This is a genomic window from Streptomyces sp. NPDC021100 (assembly GCF_044333095.1).
Lineage (GTDB): Bacteria > Actinomycetota > Actinomycetes > Streptomycetales > Streptomycetaceae > Streptomyces.
On sequence record NZ_JBIRQH010000004.1, the window covers coordinates 245,809 to 266,079 of the forward strand.

The 20,271-nt window shown below is 73.7% G+C and carries 20 protein-coding genes; 13 read left to right on the forward strand and 7 right to left on the reverse strand.

What is annotated here, in order from left to right; genetic code table 11:
- Nucleotides 1-89 precede the first annotated feature (89 nt).
- The 8 genes from rplT (at nucleotide 90) to ACH4PU_RS10550 (ending at nucleotide 9,777) form a co-directional block, all read left to right on the forward strand.
- Nucleotides 90-476, forward strand: a complete 387-nt coding sequence (rplT, locus tag ACH4PU_RS10515) for a 50S ribosomal protein L20 (RefSeq protein WP_004944290.1) — start codon at nucleotides 90-92, stop codon at nucleotides 474-476.
- 116 nt (nucleotides 477-592) lie between these two features.
- Entirely contained in the window at nucleotides 593-1,426 is an 834-nt protein-coding gene (locus tag ACH4PU_RS10520; RefSeq protein ID WP_185945698.1) for an RNA methyltransferase, read from the forward strand.
- Between the two features lie 57 nt (nucleotides 1,427-1,483).
- Nucleotides 1,484-2,596, forward strand: coding sequence for an ATP-binding protein (locus ACH4PU_RS10525; protein WP_398269882.1), 1,113 nt, complete (start codon nucleotides 1,484-1,486; stop codon nucleotides 2,594-2,596).
- Between the two features lie 180 nt (nucleotides 2,597-2,776).
- Entirely contained in the window at nucleotides 2,777-3,895 is a 1,119-nt protein-coding gene (gene pheS / locus ACH4PU_RS10530; protein ID WP_398269086.1) for a phenylalanine--tRNA ligase subunit alpha, read from the forward strand.
- A complete protein-coding gene (gene pheT / locus ACH4PU_RS10535; protein WP_398269089.1) occupies nucleotides 3,895-6,402 on the forward strand; it encodes a phenylalanine--tRNA ligase subunit beta in 2,508 nt (835 codons plus the stop codon). The genes pheS and pheT overlap by 1 nt, the downstream gene beginning before the upstream one ends.
- A gap of 183 nt (nucleotides 6,403-6,585) precedes the next feature.
- Nucleotides 6,586-7,764, forward strand: a complete 1,179-nt coding sequence (locus ACH4PU_RS10540) for a PP2C family protein-serine/threonine phosphatase (RefSeq protein ID WP_398269092.1) — start codon at nucleotides 6,586-6,588, stop codon at nucleotides 7,762-7,764.
- A gap of 86 nt (nucleotides 7,765-7,850) precedes the next feature.
- Nucleotides 7,851-9,188, forward strand: a complete 1,338-nt coding sequence (locus ACH4PU_RS10545; protein ID WP_398269095.1) for a tetratricopeptide repeat protein — start codon at nucleotides 7,851-7,853, stop codon at nucleotides 9,186-9,188.
- A gap of 58 nt (nucleotides 9,189-9,246) precedes the next feature.
- Nucleotides 9,247-9,777: an NUDIX hydrolase gene (locus tag ACH4PU_RS10550; protein ID WP_398269098.1), complete on the forward strand. Its 531-nt coding sequence runs from the start codon at nucleotides 9,247-9,249 to the stop codon at nucleotides 9,775-9,777.
- Nucleotides 9,778-9,838: 61 nt separating this feature from the next.
- On the opposite strand, the gene ACH4PU_RS10555 is transcribed toward ACH4PU_RS10550, so the two are convergent.
- Together ACH4PU_RS10555 and ACH4PU_RS10560 are read right to left on the reverse strand one after the other, a co-directional pair.
- Complete coding sequence (locus ACH4PU_RS10555; RefSeq protein WP_398269101.1) at nucleotides 9,839-10,096, reverse strand: hypothetical protein; 258 nt, start codon at nucleotides 10,094-10,096, stop codon at nucleotides 9,839-9,841.
- Nucleotides 10,097-10,263: 167 nt separating this feature from the next.
- Entirely contained in the window at nucleotides 10,264-10,719 is a 456-nt protein-coding gene (locus ACH4PU_RS10560) for an Lrp/AsnC family transcriptional regulator (protein ID WP_398269104.1), read from the reverse strand.
- Between the two features lie 134 nt (nucleotides 10,720-10,853).
- On the opposite strand from ACH4PU_RS10560, the gene ACH4PU_RS10565 reads away from it, so the two are divergent.
- Nucleotides 10,854-11,477, forward strand: a complete 624-nt coding sequence (locus ACH4PU_RS10565) for a LysE family translocator (RefSeq protein WP_398269107.1) — start codon at nucleotides 10,854-10,856, stop codon at nucleotides 11,475-11,477.
- A gap of 42 nt (nucleotides 11,478-11,519) precedes the next feature.
- Nucleotides 11,520-11,696: a hypothetical protein gene (locus tag ACH4PU_RS10570; protein WP_398269110.1), complete on the forward strand. Its 177-nt coding sequence runs from the start codon at nucleotides 11,520-11,522 to the stop codon at nucleotides 11,694-11,696.
- Between the two features lie 109 nt (nucleotides 11,697-11,805).
- On the opposite strand, the gene ACH4PU_RS10575 is transcribed toward ACH4PU_RS10570, so the two are convergent.
- Both ACH4PU_RS10575 and ACH4PU_RS10580 read right to left on the reverse strand, forming a co-directional pair.
- Complete coding sequence (locus ACH4PU_RS10575; RefSeq protein ID WP_398269113.1) at nucleotides 11,806-12,561, reverse strand: IPT/TIG domain-containing protein; 756 nt, start codon at nucleotides 12,559-12,561, stop codon at nucleotides 11,806-11,808.
- A gap of 206 nt (nucleotides 12,562-12,767) precedes the next feature.
- Nucleotides 12,768-13,628, reverse strand: coding sequence for a 3-hydroxybutyryl-CoA dehydrogenase (locus tag ACH4PU_RS10580; protein WP_398269116.1), 861 nt, complete (start codon nucleotides 13,626-13,628; stop codon nucleotides 12,768-12,770).
- A 163-nt stretch (nucleotides 13,629-13,791) separates the two neighbouring features.
- Between ACH4PU_RS10580 and ACH4PU_RS10585 the strand changes: the two genes are divergently transcribed.
- Nucleotides 13,792-15,012 (forward strand): glycoside hydrolase family 10 protein, encoded by a 1,221-nt coding sequence (locus tag ACH4PU_RS10585; protein ID WP_398269885.1) that lies wholly within the window; start codon nucleotides 13,792-13,794, stop codon nucleotides 15,010-15,012.
- Between the two features lie 12 nt (nucleotides 15,013-15,024).
- On the opposite strand, the gene ACH4PU_RS10590 is transcribed toward ACH4PU_RS10585, so the two are convergent.
- Nucleotides 15,025-15,225 carry a DUF1918 domain-containing protein gene (locus ACH4PU_RS10590; protein WP_398269119.1) on the reverse strand — a complete coding sequence of 67 codons (201 nt, stop codon included), beginning with the start codon at nucleotides 15,223-15,225 and terminating at the stop codon, nucleotides 15,025-15,027.
- 283 nt (nucleotides 15,226-15,508) lie between these two features.
- Nucleotides 15,509-16,411, reverse strand: coding sequence for a DMT family transporter (locus tag ACH4PU_RS10595; protein WP_398269122.1), 903 nt, complete (start codon nucleotides 16,409-16,411; stop codon nucleotides 15,509-15,511).
- Between ACH4PU_RS10595 and ACH4PU_RS10600 the strand changes: the two genes are divergently transcribed.
- Nucleotides 16,410-17,870: a PLP-dependent aminotransferase family protein gene (locus ACH4PU_RS10600; protein WP_398269125.1), complete on the forward strand. Its 1,461-nt coding sequence runs from the start codon at nucleotides 16,410-16,412 to the stop codon at nucleotides 17,868-17,870. The genes ACH4PU_RS10595 and ACH4PU_RS10600 overlap by 2 nt on opposite strands.
- Nucleotides 17,871-17,974: 104 nt before the next feature.
- On the opposite strand, the gene ACH4PU_RS10605 is transcribed toward ACH4PU_RS10600, so the two are convergent.
- Nucleotides 17,975-18,616, reverse strand: coding sequence for a TetR/AcrR family transcriptional regulator (locus ACH4PU_RS10605; protein WP_398269128.1), 642 nt, complete (start codon nucleotides 18,614-18,616; stop codon nucleotides 17,975-17,977).
- A gap of 49 nt (nucleotides 18,617-18,665) precedes the next feature.
- Here ACH4PU_RS10605 and ACH4PU_RS10610 point away from each other — a divergent pair, with 49 nt between their 5' ends.
- Complete coding sequence (locus ACH4PU_RS10610; RefSeq protein ID WP_398269131.1) at nucleotides 18,666-20,240, forward strand: FAD-dependent monooxygenase; 1,575 nt, start codon at nucleotides 18,666-18,668, stop codon at nucleotides 20,238-20,240.
- Nucleotides 20,241-20,271 lie beyond the last annotated feature (31 nt).

The following is a 20,271-nucleotide window of genomic DNA, read 5'->3' on the forward strand; positions in this document are numbered from 1 at the left end:
CCCGGCAGGGCGCGCGTCGAAGGACCGGGACCCAATCGTTTCCGGGCCGCGTGAGAGTCAACCGCGGCCCCGCTACAAGGAGTTAACAAGTGGCACGCGTCAAGCGCGCAGTCAACGCGCACAAGAAGCGCCGGGCGATCCTGGAGCAGGCCAGCGGCTACCGCGGTCAGCGCTCGCGCCTGTACCGCAAGGCCAAGGAGCAGGTCACCCACTCCCTGGTCTACAACTACAACGACCGGAAGAAGCGCAAGGGCGACTTCCGTCAGCTGTGGATCCAGCGCATCAACGCCGCCGCCCGCCAGAACGGCATGACCTACAACCGCCTCATCCAGGGCCTGAAGGCCGCCAACATCGAGGTGGACCGCAAGATTCTGGCCGAGCTCGCGGTCAACGACATGAACGCGTTCGCCGCGCTCGTCGAGGTCGCCCAGAAGGCGCTGCCGGCCGACGTCAACGCGCCGAAGGCTGCCGCCTGACCGATGCCGTGAGGCATCCTCTGGCATGGTCCGGACCCGCAGGCCCTCGTCGGTCTGCGGGTCCGGTCGTGTTCCGGCCCTTCCCACACGACCCCCCAGCAATCGAAAGTGAGCCCATGGCGGCCCCCGAGCTGACCTCCCTGCGATCGCCCCGCGTCGTCGCGGCCCGCCGCCTCGCCAAGCGCAGCTTCCGCGGCAAGGAGCGCCGCTTCCTCGCCGAGGGCCCGCAGTCCGTCCGTGAGGCCGTCGACCACCTCGTCGAGCTGTACGTGACCCCGGACGCCGCCGAGCGCCACGCCGACATCGTCGCCTCCGTGCGCGCCGCCGGAGTGCCCGTCCTCACCGCGACGGACGAAGTGATCGCGGAGATGTCCGAGACGGTCACCCCGCAGGGCCTGGTCGGTCTCTGCCGCTTCCTGGACACGCCCTTCGAGGAGATCCTGGCCGCCCGGCCGCGGCTGGTCGCCGTCCTCGCGCACGTCCGCGACCCCGGCAACGCCGGTACGGTCCTGCGCTGCGCGGACGCCGCTGGCGCCGACGCCGTCGTGCTCACCGACGCCTCCGTCGACCTGTACAACCCCAAGTCCGTCCGGGCCTCCGTGGGCAGCATCTTCCACCTGCCGGTCGCCGTGGGCGTCCCCGTCGAGGACGCCGTGCGCGGCCTGCGGGGCGCGGGCGTGCGGATCCTCGCCGCCGACGGCGCGGGCGACCGCGACCTCGACGCCGAGCTGGACGGGGGCACCATGGGCGGCCCCACCGCCTGGGTCTTCGGCAACGAGGCGTGGGGCCTGCCGGAGGAGACCCGCGCGCTGGCCGACTCCGTGGTGCGCGTCCCGATCCACGGCAAGGCCGAGAGCCTCAACCTCGCCACGGCCGCCGCCGTGTGCCTCTACGCCTCCGCCCGTGCGCAGCGCGCGTCCGGAGGGTGCCGCTCTGTTACCTCCAGCTAGTAGGGTGACGCACCTGGGGCTCGGGAGGGGGCGTCGGGTGTGACTGGGGAAGCTGCCGTGGGCGGTGCCGCGGGCGGGACCGCCGTCATCGATGACGGCGTTGCCGGGGCCGGATGCGTGCTGCACCCGGACGACCTGCCGGACGGCCTCGTCGTCGCCGACGCCGCGGGCCGCGTCGTCGCGTTCAACGCCGCGGCGGCCCGGATCACCGCGCTCCGCCCGGCCGACGCGCTCGGCCGGCCGCTGGACCGCGCCCTTCCGCTGGAGGATCTGGACGGCCGCCGCTGGTGGCCGCTGTCCGACCCGTACGGCGGCCTCGCCACCCGCACCGGGCAGCCGGAGCGCAACCTGCTGCTGCCCGGCGGCCGCGAGGTGCTGGTCTCCGCCCGCTACGTGCGCGAGCGCCCGCTCGGCCCGCTGGTGCGGCTCGTCATCCAGCTGCGCGGTACGGAGGCCCGGCGGCGCACCGAGCGCAGCCACGCCGAGCTGATCGCCACCGTCGCCCACGAGCTGCGCTCCCCGCTGACCTCCGTCAAGGGGTTCACGGCCACGCTGCTCGCCAAGTGGGAGCGGTTCACCGACGACCAGAAGCGGCTGATGCTGGAGACCGTGGACGCGGACGCCGATCGCGTCACCCGGCTGATCGCCGAGCTGCTGGACATCTCCCGGATCGACTCGGGACGGCTGGAGGTGCGCCGCCAGCCCGTCGACATGGCCGCCGCCGTCCGCCGGCACGTCGCCGCGCACACCGCCCGCGGCCAGCAGGCCGACCGCTTCGTGGTCCGGGTCGTCGAGCCGCTGCCCCCGCTCTGGGCCGATCCGGACAAGATCGACCAGGTGCTCGGCAACCTCCTGGAAAACGCGGTGCGCCACGGCGGCGGAACGGTCACCATAGAGGTGGCACCCGCCTTGACGAACGCGCGTACGGAGGGAACGGCGGTCACCGTGAGCGATGAAGGGCCCGGCATCCCCGAGGACGCCATGACCCGCGTCTTCACCCGCTTCTGGCGGGGCAGCAAGCGCGGCGGCACGGGCCTGGGCCTCTACATCGTCAAGGGCATCGTCGAGGCGCACGGCGGGACGATCACCGTCGGGCGCTCGGCCCACGGCGGCGCCCGGTTCCGATTTACCCTGCCCGTGGGCGCGCCGGCGTTCCTGTCCCAGGGCTGAGCCTCGCGTTTTCCCGAAGGCGGCACAGTCCCGGGGCCGAGGCGGCGGGCCCGCGGGCTCTCCGGACCCCCGCGCCCCTTAGACTCGACCTTTGGCACGTTTCTGGGGCCACTTTGGCCAATACAGTCGGGCGAAGCCGCGCAGCCAGCGGAGCCAGCCACTTCGGAAGTACGGGAAGAAATGTCGGCACCCAATAAGTCGTACGACCCTGTCGAGGTCGAGGCACTGAAACCGGAAGAGATCGAGCGCATGCGGGACGAGGCGCTCGCCGCCTTCGCCGCCGCCGCCGACCTCGAGGCCCTGCGGGAGGCGAAGACCGCCCACATGGGCGACCGCTCGCCGCTCGCCCTCGCCAACCGCGAGATCGGCGCCCTGCCGCCGCAGGCCAAGGCCGAGGCGGGCAAGCGCGTCGGCATGGCCCGCGGTGCCGTGAACAAGGCCATGGCCGCCCGCCAGGCCGAGCTGGAGGCGGAGCGCGACGCCCGTGTGCTGGTCGAGGAGGCGGTGGACGTCACCCTGCCGTACGACCGCGTGCCGGCCGGCGCCCGCCACCCGCTGACCACGTTCATGGAGCGCGTCGAGGACATCTTCGTGTCCATGGGCTACGAGGTCGCCGAGGGCCCCGAGGTCGAGGCGGAGTGGTTCAACTTCGACGCGCTCAACTTCACGCCGGACCACCCGGCCCGCGCCATGCAGGACACCTTCTTCGTGGCCGGCCCCAAGAACGCCGAGACCGGCGTCGTGCTGCGCACCCACACCTCCCCGGTGCAGGTCCGCTCGATGCTCGACCGCGAGCCCCCGCTGTACGTCGTCTGCCCTGGCCGCGTGTACCGCACGGACGAGCTGGACGCCACGCACACCCCGGTGTTCCACCAGATCGAGCTCCTCGCCATCGACGAGGGCCTCACCATGACGGACCTCAAGGGCACGATCGAGCACATGGCCCGGGCGCTGTTCGGCGAGGGGCTGGAGACGCGGCTGCGGCCGGCGTACTTCCCGTTCACCGAGCCGTCCGCCGAGCTGGACATGCAGTGCTACGTCTGCCGCGGCGCGTCGGTGGGCAACCCCGAGCGCCCCTGCCGCACCTGCTCCAGCGAGGGCTGGATCGAGCTGGGCGGCTGCGGCATGGTCAACCCCCGGGTGCTCGTCGCCGCGGGCATCGACCCGGAGAAGTACAGCGGATTCGCCTTCGGCTTCGGCATCGAGCGGATGCTGATGTTCCGCCACAACGTCGAGGACATGCGAGACATGGTCGAGGGTGACGTGCGCTTCACCCGGCCGTTCGGGATGGAGATCTGATGCGCGCCCCGCTTTCCTGGCTGCGGGAATACGTCGACCTGCCGGCCGGCACCACCGGCCGCGACGTGCAGGCCAAGCTCATCGCCGCCGGCCTGGAGGTCGAGCGGGTCGAGCACCTCGGCTCCGACCTCACCGGCCCGCTGGTCGTCGGCAAGGTCGCGACCATCGAGGAGCTGGAGGGCTTCCGCAAGCCCATCCGCTTCTGCACCGTCGACGTCGGCATGGCCAACGGCACCGGTGAGCCGCAGGAGATCGTCTGCGGCGCCCGCAACTTCACCGTCGGCGACAAGGTCGTCGTGGCGCTCCCCGGCGCCGTCCTGCCCGGCGACTTCGCCATCGCCGAGCGCAAGACGTACGGCAAGGTCTCGCGCGGCATGATCTGCTCCGGCGACGAGCTGGGCATGGGCGACGACGGCACGCACGGCATCATCGTGCTGCCGCCGGAGCACGAGGTCGGCACCGACGCGATCGAGCTGCTGGAGCTGCGCGACGACGTCCTGGACATCGCCGTCACCCCGGACCGCGGCTACTGCCTGTCCCTGCGCGGCATCGCCCGCGAGACCGCCACCGCGTACGGCCTGCCGCTGCGCGACCCGGCGCTGCTGGACGTGCCCGCGCCCAACTCGTACGGCCACCCGGTGCGCGTCGCCGACCCGGCCGGCTGCGACCGCTTCACCGCCCGTACGGTCACCGGCCTCGACCCCGAGGCCCGGTCGCCGATCTGGCTCCAGCGCCGGCTGCAGAAGGCCGGCATGCGCCCGGTCTCGCTGACCGTCGACATCACCAACTACGTGATGCTGGAGCTCGGCCAGCCGCTGCACGCCTACGACCGCTCCCGGATCGCCGGGACGATCGGCGTCCGCCGCGCCGAGCCGGGCGAGAAGCTGACCACCCTCGACGGCACCAAGCGCGTCCTGGACGCCGAGGACCTGGTCATCACCGACGACAACGGACCCATCGGGCTCGCCGGTGTCATGGGCGGCGCCGGCACCGAGATCGCCGGGGCGGCCGAGGGCGGCTCCACCGAGGTCGTCATCGAGGCCGCGCACTTCGACGCCGTCTCCGTCGCCCGCACCGCGCGCCGGCACAAGCTGTCCTCCGAGGCGGCCAAGCGCTTCGAGCGCGGCGTCGACCCGCAGGCGGCCTCGGCCGCCGCGCAGCGGACCGTCGACCTGCTGGTGCTGCTCGCCGGCGGCACCCCGGAGGCCGGGGTCACCGAGTTCATCACCCCCAGCGCCCCGCGCACCATCGCGCTGCACGCGAACCACCCGGACCGGGTGGCGGGCGTGGAGTACGGCCGGGAGACCGTCGTCCGCCGCCTCCAGGAGGTCGGCTGCGACGTCTACGGGCAGGACGAGCTGATCGTCACCGTCCCCAGCTGGCGGCCCGACCTCACCGACCCCAACGACCTCGCCGAGGAGGTCATCCGGCTGGAGGGCTACGAGAACCTGCCCTCCACGCTGCCCAAGCCGCCCGCCGGCCGCGGTCTGACCGCGCGGCAGCGGCTGCACCGCCGCGTCGGCCGCGCCCTGGCCGGTGCCGGATACGTCGAGGCGCCCAGCTACCCGTTCGTCGGCGACTGGGCCCTGGACCACCTCGGCCTGGAGGCGGACGACGCCCGACGGCTGACCGTGCGCCTGGTCAACCCGCTCTCCGAGGCGGAGCCCGCGCTGCGGACCACCCTGCTGCCGGGGCTGTTCGCGGCGCTGCGCCGCAACGACAGCCGGGGCGAGCACGACCTGGCCCTCTTCGAGACCGGCCTGGTCTTCCGCCCCACCGGCGAGGAGCTCCCGGCCGGCCGGCTGCCGGTGGACCGCCGTCCCACCGACGAGGAGATCGCCGGCCTCGACGCCGCGCTGCCCCGGCAGCCGCGCCGGGCGGCCGTGGTCCTCGCCGGCGCCCGTGAGCGCGCCGGCTGGTGGGGCCAGGCCCGTCCGTCGACCTGGGCGGACGCCATCGAGGCGGGCCGCACGGTGGCCCGCGAGGCCGGCGTCGAGCTGATCGTCCGGCAGGACCAGGTGGCGCCGTTCCACCCGGGCCGCTGCGCCGCGCTGCTCGCCGTGGTCGACGGGCAGGAGGTGCTGGTCGGCAACGCCGGTGAGCTCCACCCGCGCGTCATCAAGGCGTTCGGCCTGCCGGAGCGCACCTGCGCGATGGAGATCGAGCTGGACCGCCTGGAGCAGGCAGGCGCGGGCGCCCTGGAGGCGCCGCGCGTCTCCGCGTTCCCGGTGGCCACGCAGGACGTCGCCCTGGTGGTGGACGCGGGCGTGCCGGCCGGCGAGGTCGAGGCCGCGCTGCGGTCCGGCGCCGGTGAACTGCTGGAGTCGCTGCGGCTGTTCGACGTCTTCACCGGCGAGCAGCTGGGCGAGGGCCGGAAGTCGCTGGCGTACGCGCTGCGGTTCCGCGCGTCCGACCGCACGCTGACCGCCGACGAGGCGTCCGCGGCCCGCGACGCCGCCGTCCAGGTGGCCGTCGAGCGCACCGGCGCGGTGCTGCGCGGCGCGTAACGGCGATGGTGTGACATGAGGGGCGCTCCGGTTTTCCGGGGCGCCCCTTGCACACCTCGCGCACCGTCAGCCTCGCACCCACCGGGCTTCACCCGATGGGGTGGAAAACGGGGTTCAGGTCGTTACTTCCGCGCCCGCGCTCGCAAGAATCGAGCGCGTCATTGCGCAAGGGGGGCCGACGGCATGATCCGTACCAGGGCGGCGGCGCGCTGCCGACGGGGTGCGGTGCTCGCGCTGCCCGGCTTCTGGGTCGCCGGAGTGGTGGTCTGGGAGCTGCTCAGCCCGCTCGGCATCCACTTCGTCCAACTCCTCGCCGCCGCCCCCGCCATCGCCTGCGCCGGCAGCGGCCGCCGCCAGTGCGTCCTGCTCGGCGGCGCCTGCGCGCTGTTCGCCCTCGTCCCGCTGGGCTCCGCCGGCCGCGCCGACCCGGCCATGCGGCTGGGCACCTGCTGCGCCGTCCTCGCCGTCGTCGCGGCGGCCTGGCTCACCAGCCACCGCCGCCTGAGGCTGACCCGCGAGCTCGAACGGCTCCGGGAGATCGCCGCCACCGCCCAGCACGCCGTCCTGCGCCCGCTGCCGCCCCGCCTCGACGGGCTCACCCTGGCCGGCGGCCACCGCTCCGCCAGTGAGGGCGCTCTCCTCGGCGGCGACCTCTACGAGGCGCTGGCCACCCGGCACGGCGTCCGGCTGGTCATCGGGGACGTCCGGGGCCACGGCCTGCCCGCCCTCGGGACGGTCGCCGCGCTGCTCGGCAGCTTCCGCGAGGCCGCCCACGACGAGGACGGCCTCCCCGGCGTACTGCGCCGCATGGAGCGCGCCTTCCACCGCCACCTCGGCGACCGCGCGTCCGGCCAGTCGCCGCCCTCCGGCGAGGACTTCGCGACCGTCCTGATGCTGGAGATCGGCGCGGAGGGCGAGGTCACGGCCCTCAACTGCGGCCACCCCTGGCCGCACCGGCTGGCCGGCGACGGCGGCCGGACGCCCGGCGTCCGGGCCGAGGTCCTCTCGTCCGGCGACCCGCTGCCCCCGCTGGGCATGTTCCCGCTCCCCGCCGAACCGCCCGTCCGCCGGCTCACCCGGCTGCTGCCCGGCGAGGTCCTGGTGCTGCACACCGACGGCGTCGAGGACGCCCGGGACGCGGCCGGCCGCTTCTTCCCGCTCACCCGTGCCCTCACCGAGGCCGCCGCCGGCGCGCCCGTCGTGCCCGCCGCCGTCGTCGACCGCGTCCGCGCCGCCGTCCTCCGGCACACCGGCGGCGTCCTCACCGACGACTTCGCCCTGCTCGCCCTGCGCAACGACCGGCACCGCGTCCCGGACCGCACCCCGCACGGACCGCTGGCCCGCACCTGCCCGTACGGCTGAACTCCCTTGTGGGGCACGCCCGTTCACACCCCGTGCGAATCCGTTTCCGTTACGCTGGGTCGACCGAGCGCTCACGGAGGGGCGGCATGGAGCCCAACACTCTGCTCGACGCCATACTCGACGAGGCGGGGATGTCCCACGCCGGCCTGGCCGCCCACGTCAACGCGGCGGGACGGGCCAGGGGTCTGGCGTTGCGTTACGAACACACCGCCGTGGCCCGCTGGTTGAAGGGCCAGCGGCCGCGCGGACAGGTGCCCGACCTCATCTGCGAGGTGCTGGGCGAGCGACTGCACCGGCCGCTGACCCTCGACGACATCGGCCTCGGCACCCCCGGCGCCCCCCGGGTCCCCGGCACCCCGCTCTCCGGCTTCGTCGAGCGGGCCACCGCCCTGTGGCGCTCCGACGAACAGCAGCGCGAGCACGTCGTCACCGCCCCCGCCGTCACCGGCACCCACGCCGTCATGCCCGTCTGGGAGTGGGAGAACCCGCCCGACGACGCCGACGTCTCCCGGCGCGGACTCACCCGCGTCTCGATGGACGACATCGCCATGCTGCGCGCCGCCCGGACGCACTATGAGCAGATGTACCGCAAGGCCGGCGGGGTCGCGACCCGCGCCCGGATCGTCGGATTCCTCAACGCCGAGACCGCCCCGCTGCTGCGCGGCAGTTACTCCGACGCCACGGGCCGCCACCTCCACCGCGCCACCGGCGGGCTGGTCGCCGTCGCCGGCATCTGCGCCTACGACTCCGACGCGCACGGCCTCGCCCAGCGCTACTTCCACCAGGCGCTGCGGCTGGCGAAGGCCAGCGGGGACCGGGGGCTGGGCGCCTATGTGATAGCCCTGCTCGTCAACCAGTCGCTGTTCCTGGGGGAGTACCGGCAGGCCGTCGCGTTCGCCGAGTCCGCGCTGCGCTCCGGCGGCCCGCACCTGACGCCCGCCCTCGCCGCCGACCTCTACGCCATGCAGGCCAAGGCGTACGCCCGGCTCGGCGACGGCGCCGGGGCGCTGGGCTGCATCCGCCGCGCCGAGTCGGCCGCCGAGCGCATCCACCGGGGCCAGGAGCCCGCCGAGACCGGCTATGTCCAGCCGGGACTGGTCAACGTCCAGGTGGCCGAGGCCCTGCTCAGCCTCGGTGATCTCCGACCCGCCCGTGAGCACGCCGACCGGGCCGTCGACACCCCCGCCCACGACCGGGGCCGTGTCCACCGGCTCGCCATGCTCACGCACATCGAGCTGCGTCAGGGAGACGCGGACAAGGCGGTGGCCACCGCTCAGGAGATGACCGAGCAGGCGAGGGGCATGGAATCGCAGCGCTTACGGGACCGGCTCCGGGCGGTGCGCGAGCACCTGGTCGAAAGCGGGTGCGCGGCCACCGCCGAGGCCGCCGAAATGATCGAAGGGGCGCTGCGCGTGCCCTTGTGACGACCCTTGTGCGGGCGACGCCCGGGTAGGTGGCCACCTCGGCGGAAGGTGGCAACACGTGCGTTGGAAGAATCTCGCGGAGCGGAACGTCTATGAGAACCGCTGGTTCCGGGTCAATCTCGCGGACGTCGAACTCCCCGACGGCCGGCACCTCGACCACTTCCTCATCCGGATGCGGCCCGTGGCCGTCGCCACGGTGGTCAACGATGCCAACGAGGTCCTGCTGCTCTGGCGGCACCGGTTCATCACCGACACCTGGGGCTGGGAGCTGGCCGCCGGGGTCGTCGAGGACGGCGAGGACGTCGCCCGGGCCGCGGCCCGGGAGATGGAGGAGGAGACCGGCTGGCGGCCCGGTCCGCTGCGGCACCTGATGACCGTCGAGCCGTCCAACGGCCTCACCGACGCCCGGCACCACGTCTACTGGGCGGACGAGGCCGAGTACATCGGCGAACCGGAGGACGGCTTCGAGTCGGACCGCCGCGAATGGGTCCCGCTCAAGCTGGTGCCGGAGCTGATCGCCCGGGGTGAGGTGCCGGCCGCCAACATGGCCGCCGCCCTGCTCCTGCTGCACCACACGCGCCTCGGCTGATCACCCGGTCACCGATGACGTGATCACCTGATCACCTTCGGGCGGCGGGGGACCCCCGCGCTCACCGGCCGACCACCTGCCAGACGGCGAGGCCGAGCCCGGCCAGGCCGGTGAGCGCGGCAAGGGAGGACACCGGCCAGCGGCCGCTCTCCAGCGCCTTGACGCGCTCCTCCACTTCGGTGATCTCGCGTTGCGCCTGGTCGCTGCGCTGGGTGAGCAGGGCGAGACGCCCGTCGATGCGGACGACGCCCACGTCGAGTCTGCGCCGGAGCTCCGCGAGCTCTGCCGTCTTCGCGGCGTGCTCGGGATGCAAGGTCACGGTCCGTACTCCTTCCGGAAGGCCCCACGGCTCTTTCCGTGGCGAATGCGCTGTACGACAAGGAAAGCGCGGGGCGCGGTGGGGCGGGAGCGTGTGCGGAGGGTGAGTACGGGTCAGATGCGCACACCCCGTGTGAACGGGCTTGCGGGGGACTGGCGCCCGGGGAACTACCGCTCGGGGAGCGGGCGTTCCTCGACCACGCGTTTCATCACCAGGGTGGAGTCCAGCCGCAGCACGCCGGGCAGCGTGGCCAGGTGCTCGTCGTAGAGGCGCTGGTAGGCGTCGAGATCGGCGGTGACCACGCGCAGCATGTAGTCCGGGTCGCCGAACAGCCGCTCGGCCCGCACCACCTGCGGGACGGCGGCGACGGCCCTCTCGAAGTCGCTGACCGTCTCGCGGTCCTCCTGGTGCATGGTGATGAACACCAGGGCCTCGAAGGCCAGCCCGAGCGCGCGGGGATCCACCACGGCCCGGTAGCCGCGTATCGCCCCCGAGCGCTCCAGCTCGCGCAGCCGGCGGTGGCAGGGGGAGACGCTGAGCCGCACCCGGGTGGCCAGCTCCGTGACGGTGAGGCGGCCGTCCTGCTGGAGCTCGGCAAGAATTTTCCGGTCGAGGCTGTCCATGGGCGATATTCTCCCTCAGCCTTGCCGGTTGGGGACAAAAGCCGACAACACTTCCCGCCGGATCGCGCATAACCTTCCCCACCGCAACGGCAATTCATCGGAATCGGACACCGTCCGGAAGGGGTGCGCAGCGCATGGCCGTCGGCTCCATGACCGCCTTTCTCACCGTCTCCGTCCTGCTCCTCCTCGTCCCCGGCGCCGACTGGGCCTACGCGATAGCCGCCGGGCTGCGCGATCGCTCCGTCATACCGGCGGTCGGCGGGCTGATGCTCGGCTACGCCGGGCTCACGGTGGTCGTGGTGGCCGGGGTCGCCGCGATCGTCGCCGGGACGCCGAGCCTGCTGACCGCGCTCACCGTGCTCGGCGCGGTGTACCTCCTCTGGCTCGGGGTGGCGACGCTGCGCCGGCCCTCCGTCCCCGGCGCGGCGGCGGAGACCCGGGCCGGGCTGCCACCGGCCCGCGTCCTGCTCCAGGGCGCGGGCACCAGCGGCCTGAACCCCAAGGGGCTGCTGCTGTACGTCTCGCTGCTGCCGCAGTTCGTCGACCGGCACGGGGCCTGGCCGGTGGCGGTGCAGACCGGAACGCTCGGCGTGCTGCACGTGGCGGCCTGCGGCGTGGTCTACTTCGGCGTCGGAACGCTGGCCCGCCGGGTGCTGCGGGCCCGGCCGTCCGTGGCGCGCGGGGTCAGCCGGTTGTCGGGCGTCGCGATGGTGGGCATCGGCGCGTTCCTGCTGGCGGAGCGGCTGGTGGCGGCCTGACGGAGGGGCCGCGGGCGCGGACGCCGGGCCCCCGGGGTCGCCGTGGCCGTCGGCGCTCTGCTGACCTACGTCTGGGCGGGCTTCCCGCAGGCGGCGGACTCCGGCACCCCGACCGCCGTCGCCCTGACCGGCAACGCCGTCTTCGGAACGGGCGCGCTCGTCCTGGCGGCGGCCGCCGTCCGCTCGGTCCGGCGGCACCGGGCCGACGAGGCCGGCTGACGAGCCCGGCTCACGAGCCCGGCTCACGAGCCCGGCTGACGGAACCGCCGAGCCGACGACCGGAGCCCACCCGCCGTCACCGACAGGGCGGACGCCGCCGGACGCGGCGCTAGCGGGCGGCGGCGCCGAAGCGGAGCACGAACATCCCGTTGGTCAGGTACGGCTTGGTGACGTACAGCTCGCACTCCCCGGTGTCCCCGCCGTCGACGACGTCCGCGTACACCCGCTCCCCGAGCAGCGCGGCGTTGGCGGTGACGGCCTTGGCCACGGCGCCCAGGCACTGCGCCGGGCTCCGGTCGCCGGAGAACTCGGCGGAGAAGTCGATGGCGAGCGTCGGTTCCTTCAGCACCAGGCAGATGTCCACCGAGGACCACCCGGCATCGGACGGGGCACCGGAGTCATGGGGGAAACGGACGCACAGCGCCGGACCGCCCTCCAGACCGCCGAGGTCCACCCGGGCCGGGGACCGGCCGACGAACCCGGCGTAGGTGTGCGGCGAGGGATCCGTCAGCCGGAAGCCGATGCCCGCCGAGGCGACCGGGGCACCGTTGCGGAACACCGACACCTCCGAGAACGTCAGCGTCGTGTCCCCGTGGGCGATGCGCTCGGTGTGGACGTCCGTGCCGGTGCCCGGCCACATGAGCAGGTCGCCCTCGGTCGCCCGGGCCACCGGGCCGATCCTGACCTTCAACTCGGTGTCCGTCGACCCGGGTTCGGGCCGGGCGCAGGCGCCCATGCCCCCGATCACGACGCAGTTGTTCCGCACGTGCGGGGCGAAACCCGTGCCCCGGATGGTCACAAGGGTGCCCTCGCGGCCTTCGGAGGGTTCGACCGATGGGATGGTGACGGGTCGGCGCGTCAGCATGAGGGCGCTCCTCGCGGGTCGCGGGCCGGCCGTGGGGCCGGGCGTTTTCCCGGATATCGGCCGGGGCGCCCGGCGCGTCGGAGCGCTGTGGCGGGGCGCGCTGAAGCCTCGGGAGCGCCTGGCGGCCCCGGGGGCGTCCGCCCGGCTCCCGGCGGCCGGGCGGACGCCCCCGGGGCGCGGGGCTCCGGCGTAGCGTTGAGGCCGGATCAGCCGTAGGGGTAGAAGCCCGCGCCCGACTTCCGGCCGAGCCGGCCCGCGTCCACCATGCGCTGGAGCAGCGGGGGCGCCGCGTAGAGCGGCTCCTTGTACTCGGCGTACATGCTGTCCGCGACCGAGGCGACGGTGTCGAGGCCGATGAGGTCGGAGAGCTTGAGGGGGCCCATGGGGTGGGCGCAGCCCATTTCCATGCCGTTGTCGATGTCCTCGCGGCTGGCGATGCCGGACTCGAACATCCGGATGGCCGAGAGCAGGTACGGGATCAGCAGGGCGTTGACGATGAAGCCGGAGCGGTCCTGGGCGCGGATGGGGTGCTTGTCCAGGACGCCGGCCACCAGTGCCTCGGCGCGCTTGACCGTCTCGTCGGAGGTGGTGAGCGCCGGGATGATCTCGACCAGCTTCTGCACCGGGGCGGGGTTGAAGAAGTGGATGCCGATGACCTGGTCCGGGCGCGAGGTGGCGACCGCGAGCTTGACCAGCGGGATGGACGAGGTGTTGGACGCGAGGATGGCGTCCGGGCGGGTGACGACCTGGTCGAGCACCTGGAAGATCTCGGTCTTGACTTGCTCGTTCTCCACGACGGCCTCGATGACCAGGTCGCGGTCGGCGAACTCGCCGAGGTCGGTGGTGAAGCTCAGCCGGCCCAGGGCCGCGTCCCGCTCCTCCTCGGTGATCTTGCCGCGTTCGGCGGCCTTGCCGAGGGAGTTGGTCAGCCGGGTGCGGCCGATCTCCAGGGCCTCGCCCGTGGTCTCGGCGACCTTGACGTCCAGGCCCGCCCGGGCACACACCTCCGCGATGCCCGCGCCCATCTGGCCGCAGCCGACCACTCCCACGCGTTCGATGTCGCTCAAGACGTTGCCTTTCGGTGCTCTTCGTCGACCGGCGGGTGCCGGGGTCGCTCCCGCCTCGGTCAGACGTTACTCCGCGCGGTCCGGTAGCGGGGGGCCCGGGGAGGGCATGCTCAGCGCGCACGGTGTGACACATCCGACAAGGAGTGAGCAACATATGGTGCGTATGACGCGAAGACGGTTCACGGCGGTCGGGGCGGGGGCGGTGACGGCCCTGGGCCTGTTCCCGGACGCGGGACGGGCGGACGCCGCCGGGACCCCCACGGAGTTCCGGGGCGTATGGGCCGCGACCGTCGCCAACATCGACTGGCCGTCCCGCCCGGGGCTCACCCCGGCGCGGCAGCGCGAGGAACTCCTCGCCCTCCTCGACTCCGCCGTGGCCCGGCGGCTCAACGTCGTCCTCCTCCAGATCCGGCCGACCGCCGACGCGTTCTGGCCGTCGCGGTACGAACCGTGGTCCGAGTTCCTGACCGGCGCCCAGGGGAAGGACCCGGGCTGGGACCCGCTGGCCTTCGCCGTCCGCGAGGCGCACCGGCGGAGCCTGCAGCTGCACGGCTGGTTCAATCCGTACCGCATCGCGAACCACACCGACCCCGGGCGGCTCGTCCCGTCCCATCCGGCGCGGAAGCACCCGGGATGGGCGGTGCCCTACGGCGGGAAGCTCTACTACAACCCCGGCCTGCCGGACGTCCGTCGGTTCGTCCAGGACGCCATGCTCGACGCGGTGTTCCGCTACGACCTCGACGGGGTGCACTTCGACGACTACTTCTACCCGTACCCGGTGGCGGGACAGGAGTTCGACGACGCGGCGGCCTACCGGCGGTACGGCGGGAAGTTCCCGGACCGGGCCGCCTGGCGGCGGGACAACATCGACCGGCTGGTACGCGAGACGGGCGAGCGCATCAAGCGGCGCAAGAAACACGTGCGGTTCGGGGTGAGCCCGTTCGCCGTGTGGCGCAACAAGGCGACGGATTCCCGGGGTTCGGACACCCGGGCCGGGGTGCAGACGTACGACGACCTGTACGCGGACACCCGGAAATGGGTGCGCGAAGGGTGGATCGACTACATCGTCCCCCAGGTGTACTGGCACATCGGCAACACCGCCGCCGACTACGCGACCCTCGTGCCGTGGTGGGCCCGGACCGTGCACGGCACACGCGTCGGCCTGTACATCGGCGAGGCGCTCTACCGGCAGGGCGACCCCGCACAGCCGGCACCCTGGCAGGACCCGGCCGAACTCTCCCGCCACCTCACGCTCTGCCGGCGCCACCGCGAGGTGGGCGGGAACGTCTACTTCTCCGCCCGGCAGGTGCGTGACGATCCGATCGGGGCGATGGCGCGCGTGGTCCGGGACCACTACCCTCGCCGCGCGCGCCCGCCGCGCTGAGTGCCGTTGCTTCTACCGCTCGCCCGTGGCCTTGCGGTGGTCCACCACCGAGTCCGGGCCCGGCGACATGATGGTCTCGTGGCCGTTCTCGGAACGGACCCGGTACGGGGGTGTGCCCTGGGGGCCCAGGACCTCGACGATCTCCACGACGTGGTCCTGCTGTCCGACGACCCTGCCATGTACGACCAGACGGTCGCCCTTGCTCGCATGCATCGACGCGGCTCCTTTCGTCGGGGTCGGTCGTGGCTTGTGCGCGTACGCGCTGACGCGCGCGGCCCTTTCGAGTCTAGGGGTGCGGGGGCGGTTCGGCCCGGGGGACGGCCCGATTGGGGCCCCGGCATCGCGGCTTCGCCGCGAGGTCCTCAAACGCCGGATGGGCTGAATCCAGCCGGTCCGGCGTTTGAGGACAACCGCGCGGAGCGCGGTTTCGGGGGTCTGGGGGCTTGCCCCCAGGAAGCGGCGATGGGGTGGGACCGGGGCACCCCCAACGCCCCCCTCACGTCCGCTGCGTCACCGCGATACACACCAGCACCGCGCCGGCAGCCACCGGCGCCGCAGGCGCAAGGCGCTCGCCGAGAAGCGCCACCGACCACACCAAAGTGAGCAGCGGCTGCAAAAGCTGAAGCTGGCCCGCGCGGGCCACCCCGGTCGCCGCCATCGCGCGGTACCAGAGCCACATGCTCACGAACTGGGAGAACGCCAGCCAGCCGAGACCGGCGGTCGCCTTGGCCGTGACGTGGACGGGCTCCAGGGCGAGCGCGGCCGCTGCCCCGGCTGCGCCCGCCGGCAGGCAGAGGACGAGGGCCCAGGCGATGACCTGCCAGCCGGGCAGTTCCCGGGCCAGCCGGCCGCCCTCGGCGTAGCCGGAGGCGCACACCAGCAGCGCGGCGAACAGGTACAGGTCGCCGGTGCCCGGCCGGCCGCCGCTCTGGTAGAGGGCGAAGGCGATGACGACCACGGCCCCGGCCACGGCGGCGACCCAGAAGGCGCGGGAGTGCCGGGCGCCGGTGCGCAGCGTGGCGTAGACGGCGGTGGTCACCGGCAGCAGGCCCACGACCACGGCCGCGTGCGAGGTCGTCGACGACTCCAGGGCCAGCGTGGTCAGCAGGGGGAATCCGACGACGCAGCCGGCCGCCACCGCGAACAGCCCGCCCCAGTGCCGGCGGTCCGGTGGCGGCACCCGGCCGGCGAGCAGGAAGCCCCCCGCGAGCAGGGCGGCGAGGACGGCGCGGCAGGCGACCACCGACCAGGGGCCGAGCCCGTCCAGGGCCCAGACGGTCGCCGGGAAGGTCAGCGAGAACATGCCCACGGCGAGCAGGGCGAGGAGCGTGCCGCCGTTCACCAGGCTGGCGTTGACCGCTATCGGCATCCGGGGAGTAGCGCTATCTTGTGCTGTCATGCACGAGCGTAGCAGCGTCTCCGAACTGGCCGGACTCCTGCGGCAGGAGGTCAACCGCTACTCACCCGGTGAGAAGCTGCCGTCCAGTCGGGCCCTGATCGACCGCTTCCGGGTCAGCCCCGTCACCGTCTCCCGGGCCCTCGCCGTCCTCGCGGCGGAGGGGCTGGTGGTCACCCGGCCGGGGGCGGGCGCGTTCCGCGCCGAGGCGCGGACGGCCGCCGGCCGCGCGCCGCTGGGGGACACCTCCTGGCAGCAGGTGGCGCTGAGCGCCGAACCGGGCGACCGCACGGTGCCGCGTTCCGTCGAGGCGGCCCGGATCTGCGCGACGTTCACCCCCACACCCTCCGGGACGATCGACCTCGCCGGCGGCTACCTGCACACCTCGCTGCAACCGGAACGCGCCCTCGCCGCGGCCCTCGGCCGGGCGGGCCGCCGCCCCGGCGCCTGGGACCGGCCCCCGGTCGAGGGCGTCGACGAGCTCCGCGCCTGGTTCGCGCGGGCGATCGGCGGGCCGGACGGCACGGTCGCCGCCTCCGGCGTCCTGATCACCGCCGGCGGCCAGAGCGCCCTCACCACCGCGCTGCGCGCTCTGGCGCCCCCGGGCGCTCCCGTGCTCGTCGAGTCACCCACGTACCCCGGCGTACTCGCCGCCGCGTACGCCTCCGGGCTGCGCCCCGTGCCCGTCCCGGTGGACGCCGACGGGGTCCGCACCGACCTGCTGGCCGACGCGTTCCGGGCCACCGGTGCGCGGGTCTTCTTCTGCCAGCCCCTCTTCCAGAACCCGACCGGCGCCGTCCTCTCCGCCGAGCGCCGCCGCGAGGTCCTGCGCATCGCCCGGGCCGCCGGGGCGTTCGTCGTCGAGGACGACTTCGCCCGCAGCCTGGTCCACGCGGACGCTCCCGCGCAGCCGCCCACCCTGGCGTCCGAGGACCCGGACGGCGTCGTGGTGCACGTGACGTCCCTGACGAAGTTCGTCTCGCCCAGCCTGCGGGTCGGCGCGCTCGCGGCCCGGGGGCCGGTGGTCGAGCGGCTGCGCGCGGTCCAGTTGATCGACAGCTTCTTCGTGCCGCGGCCCCTTCAGGAGGCGGCTCTTGAACTGGTGGGTGCGCCTGCCTGGGCGCGGCACGCGCGGACGGTCGCGGCCGAACTCCAGGCTCGGCAGCGGGTGTTCCTCGCCGCGGTGCGGAGGGAACTGCCCTCCGTGGCGGTCGACCATGTGCCGCCGGGCGGCTTCCACCTGTGGTTGCGGCTGCCCGACGGCACGGAGGAGGCCGCTTTCGTCTCGGCGGCGCTGCGCGCGGGGGTCGCCGTCGCGCCCGGCCGGCTGTACTACGCGGCGGAGCCGCCGGCGGCTTATGTGCGGGTGTGTGTGGCGGCGGTTGCGGGGGAGGCGGAGCTGGTGGAGGGGGTGCGTCGCATCGCGGCTTCGCCGCTCGTCCTCAAACGCCGGACAGGCTGATTTTTCAGCCTGTCCGGCGTTTGAGGGCGAGCGCGCGGAGCGCGGTTTCGGGGGTGCGGGGGCTGGCCCCCGCAAGAAACGGTGAAAGGGCGGGACCGGGGCACCTACCCCCCGAGCGGCAACACCCGCTCCAACTCCCCGAACACCCGCACCAACAAGGCCCGATGCGCGGACAGAACTTCCTCCGGCGCGTCCCCCGCGAACATCCGCCGCAACGACGTCGCACAAGCCCCCCGATACGCGGCGACCACAAGAGCCGCGGTCATTCGGGGCTGAGGATCGCCGGGCCCGGGGCGGGCCGCGATCGCCGCCGTCAGAGCGGCCTCCAGTTCGTCGACCCCCTCGCGCAAGCGAGCCTGCAGCGCAGGCGACCCGTACACGATCCGCCAGAACGGCGGATGCCCGACGGCCGACAGGGGGTGTCCCTCGTCGACGAGCCGCAGCGCGAGACCGCGGAGCGCGGCGACCGGGGTCTCTCCGGGGGCGCGGTCCCGGACGGCCGCGACGGCGAGGTCGACGCCCTCGGGGATCCGGTCGAGGAACAGGTCCTCCTTGCGCGGGAAGTGGTTGAAGACGGTCATGGCGGAAACCTCGGCCGCCTCGGCCACCTCCGCCACCGTCACCTCCTCGAAGCCGCGCTCGAAGAACAGCCGCGTGGCCACGTCCGAGATCCGCTGCCGCGTCCGCAGTTTCTTGCGTTCCCGGAGCGGCAGCTCCGCCGGATCCGGTGCCTTCCGTCCACTCATGAGCAGGAGGCTATACCGAACACAAAGTTTTAGTGACTACAGTGACACCATGAACCCCACGCAGCTCATGGATTCCTCGGAGCACGACGTCATCGTGGCCGGCGGGGGCCCCGTCGGCCTCACCCTCGCCTGCGAACTCGCCCTGGCCGGCACCCGCGTCCTGGTCTTCGAACGCCTCACCGAGGTGGACCGGACCATCAAGGCCGGCGCCATCAACACCCCCAGCGCGGAGGCCTTCTACCGCCGGGGCATGCTGCCGGCCCTCGCCGAGATCCAGCGGGAGGCGATGGGCCGTTTCAGTTCCTTCCTCGCCGGCCGCCGGGCCGCCGGGGCGTCCACCCCCACGCCGCCGCCCCGGTTCGCCGGGCACTTCGCGGCGATACCGCTCCGGGCCGACCTCTTCGACGCGTCCGACCCCGACTTCGGGAACGCCGGACCGGCGGCGGACGTCGGCCTCGTCCCCCAGGAGCCCCTGGAGCGGCTGCTCGCCGAGCGGGCTGCCGGGCTCGGAGTCGGCATCCGCCGCGGCGTGACCCTCACCGGCTTCGTCGCCGACGACACCGGCGTGACCGTCCATACGGACGCGGGCCCGGTCCGTGCCGGCTGGCTCGTCGGCTGCGACGGCGGCCGGAGCACCGTCCGCAAGCTCGCCGGCTTCCCCTTCCCCGGCACCGACCCCGAGATCACCGGCCGGCAGGCGCTCGTCGAGATGACCGGTGCGGAAGCGCTCGGCTCCGGCTGGCAGACCACCCCCACCGGGCACTACGTCCACGGGCCGATGCCCGGCCGCGTCCTCACCGTCGAGTTCGACGGGCCGCCCGCCGACCGCGAATCCCCGGTCACCGCCCGGGAGATCGAGGACAGCCTGCGCCGGGTCACCGGCGTCGACGTGACCGTCACCGCCGTGCACACCGCCACCCGGTTCACCGACAACACCCGTCAGGCGTCCACCTACCGCAAGGGCCGCGTCCTGCTCGCCGGCGACGCCGCCCACGTCCACTCGCCGTTCGGCGGCCAGGGCCTCAACCTCGGCATCGGCGACGCCGTGAACCTCGGCTGGAAGCTCGCCGCCACCGTCCGGGGGTGGGCGCCCGACGGCCTGCTCGACACCTACTCCGCCGAACGGCACCCGATCGGCGCCTGGGTGCTGGAGTGGACGCGGGCCCAAGTGGCCATGATGCGGCCCGATCCGCACGCCCGCGCGCTGCGGGCGGTCGTCCGCGACTTGGCCGGGACCGTCGACGGCACCACCCACCTCGTCAAGAAGATCTCCGGCGTGTGGCAGCGGTACGACCTCCCCGGCGACCACCCGCTGACCGGCCGCAGCGCCCCCGACCTGGCCTTCGCCGACGGCAGCAGGCTGGGCGACCACCTGCACCACGGCCGCGCCCTGCTCGTCGACCTCCGCGACGACCCGGAACTCCGGGCCCGCGCCGACGGATACGGGGGCCGGGTCGAGACGGTCACCGTCGCGTGCCCGGACCGGCCGGGGCTCGCCGGCCTGCTCGTCCGGCCGGACGGCGTCGTCGCCTGGGCGGCTGACGCGGAGGGCGACCGAGAGGGGCTGGACCCCGCACTCCGCCGGTGGTTCGGGGAGCCGCGACCCGCTCCCGTCAATTCTTGAACGTTCGGTTAGATTCGTATAGCGTCCCGTC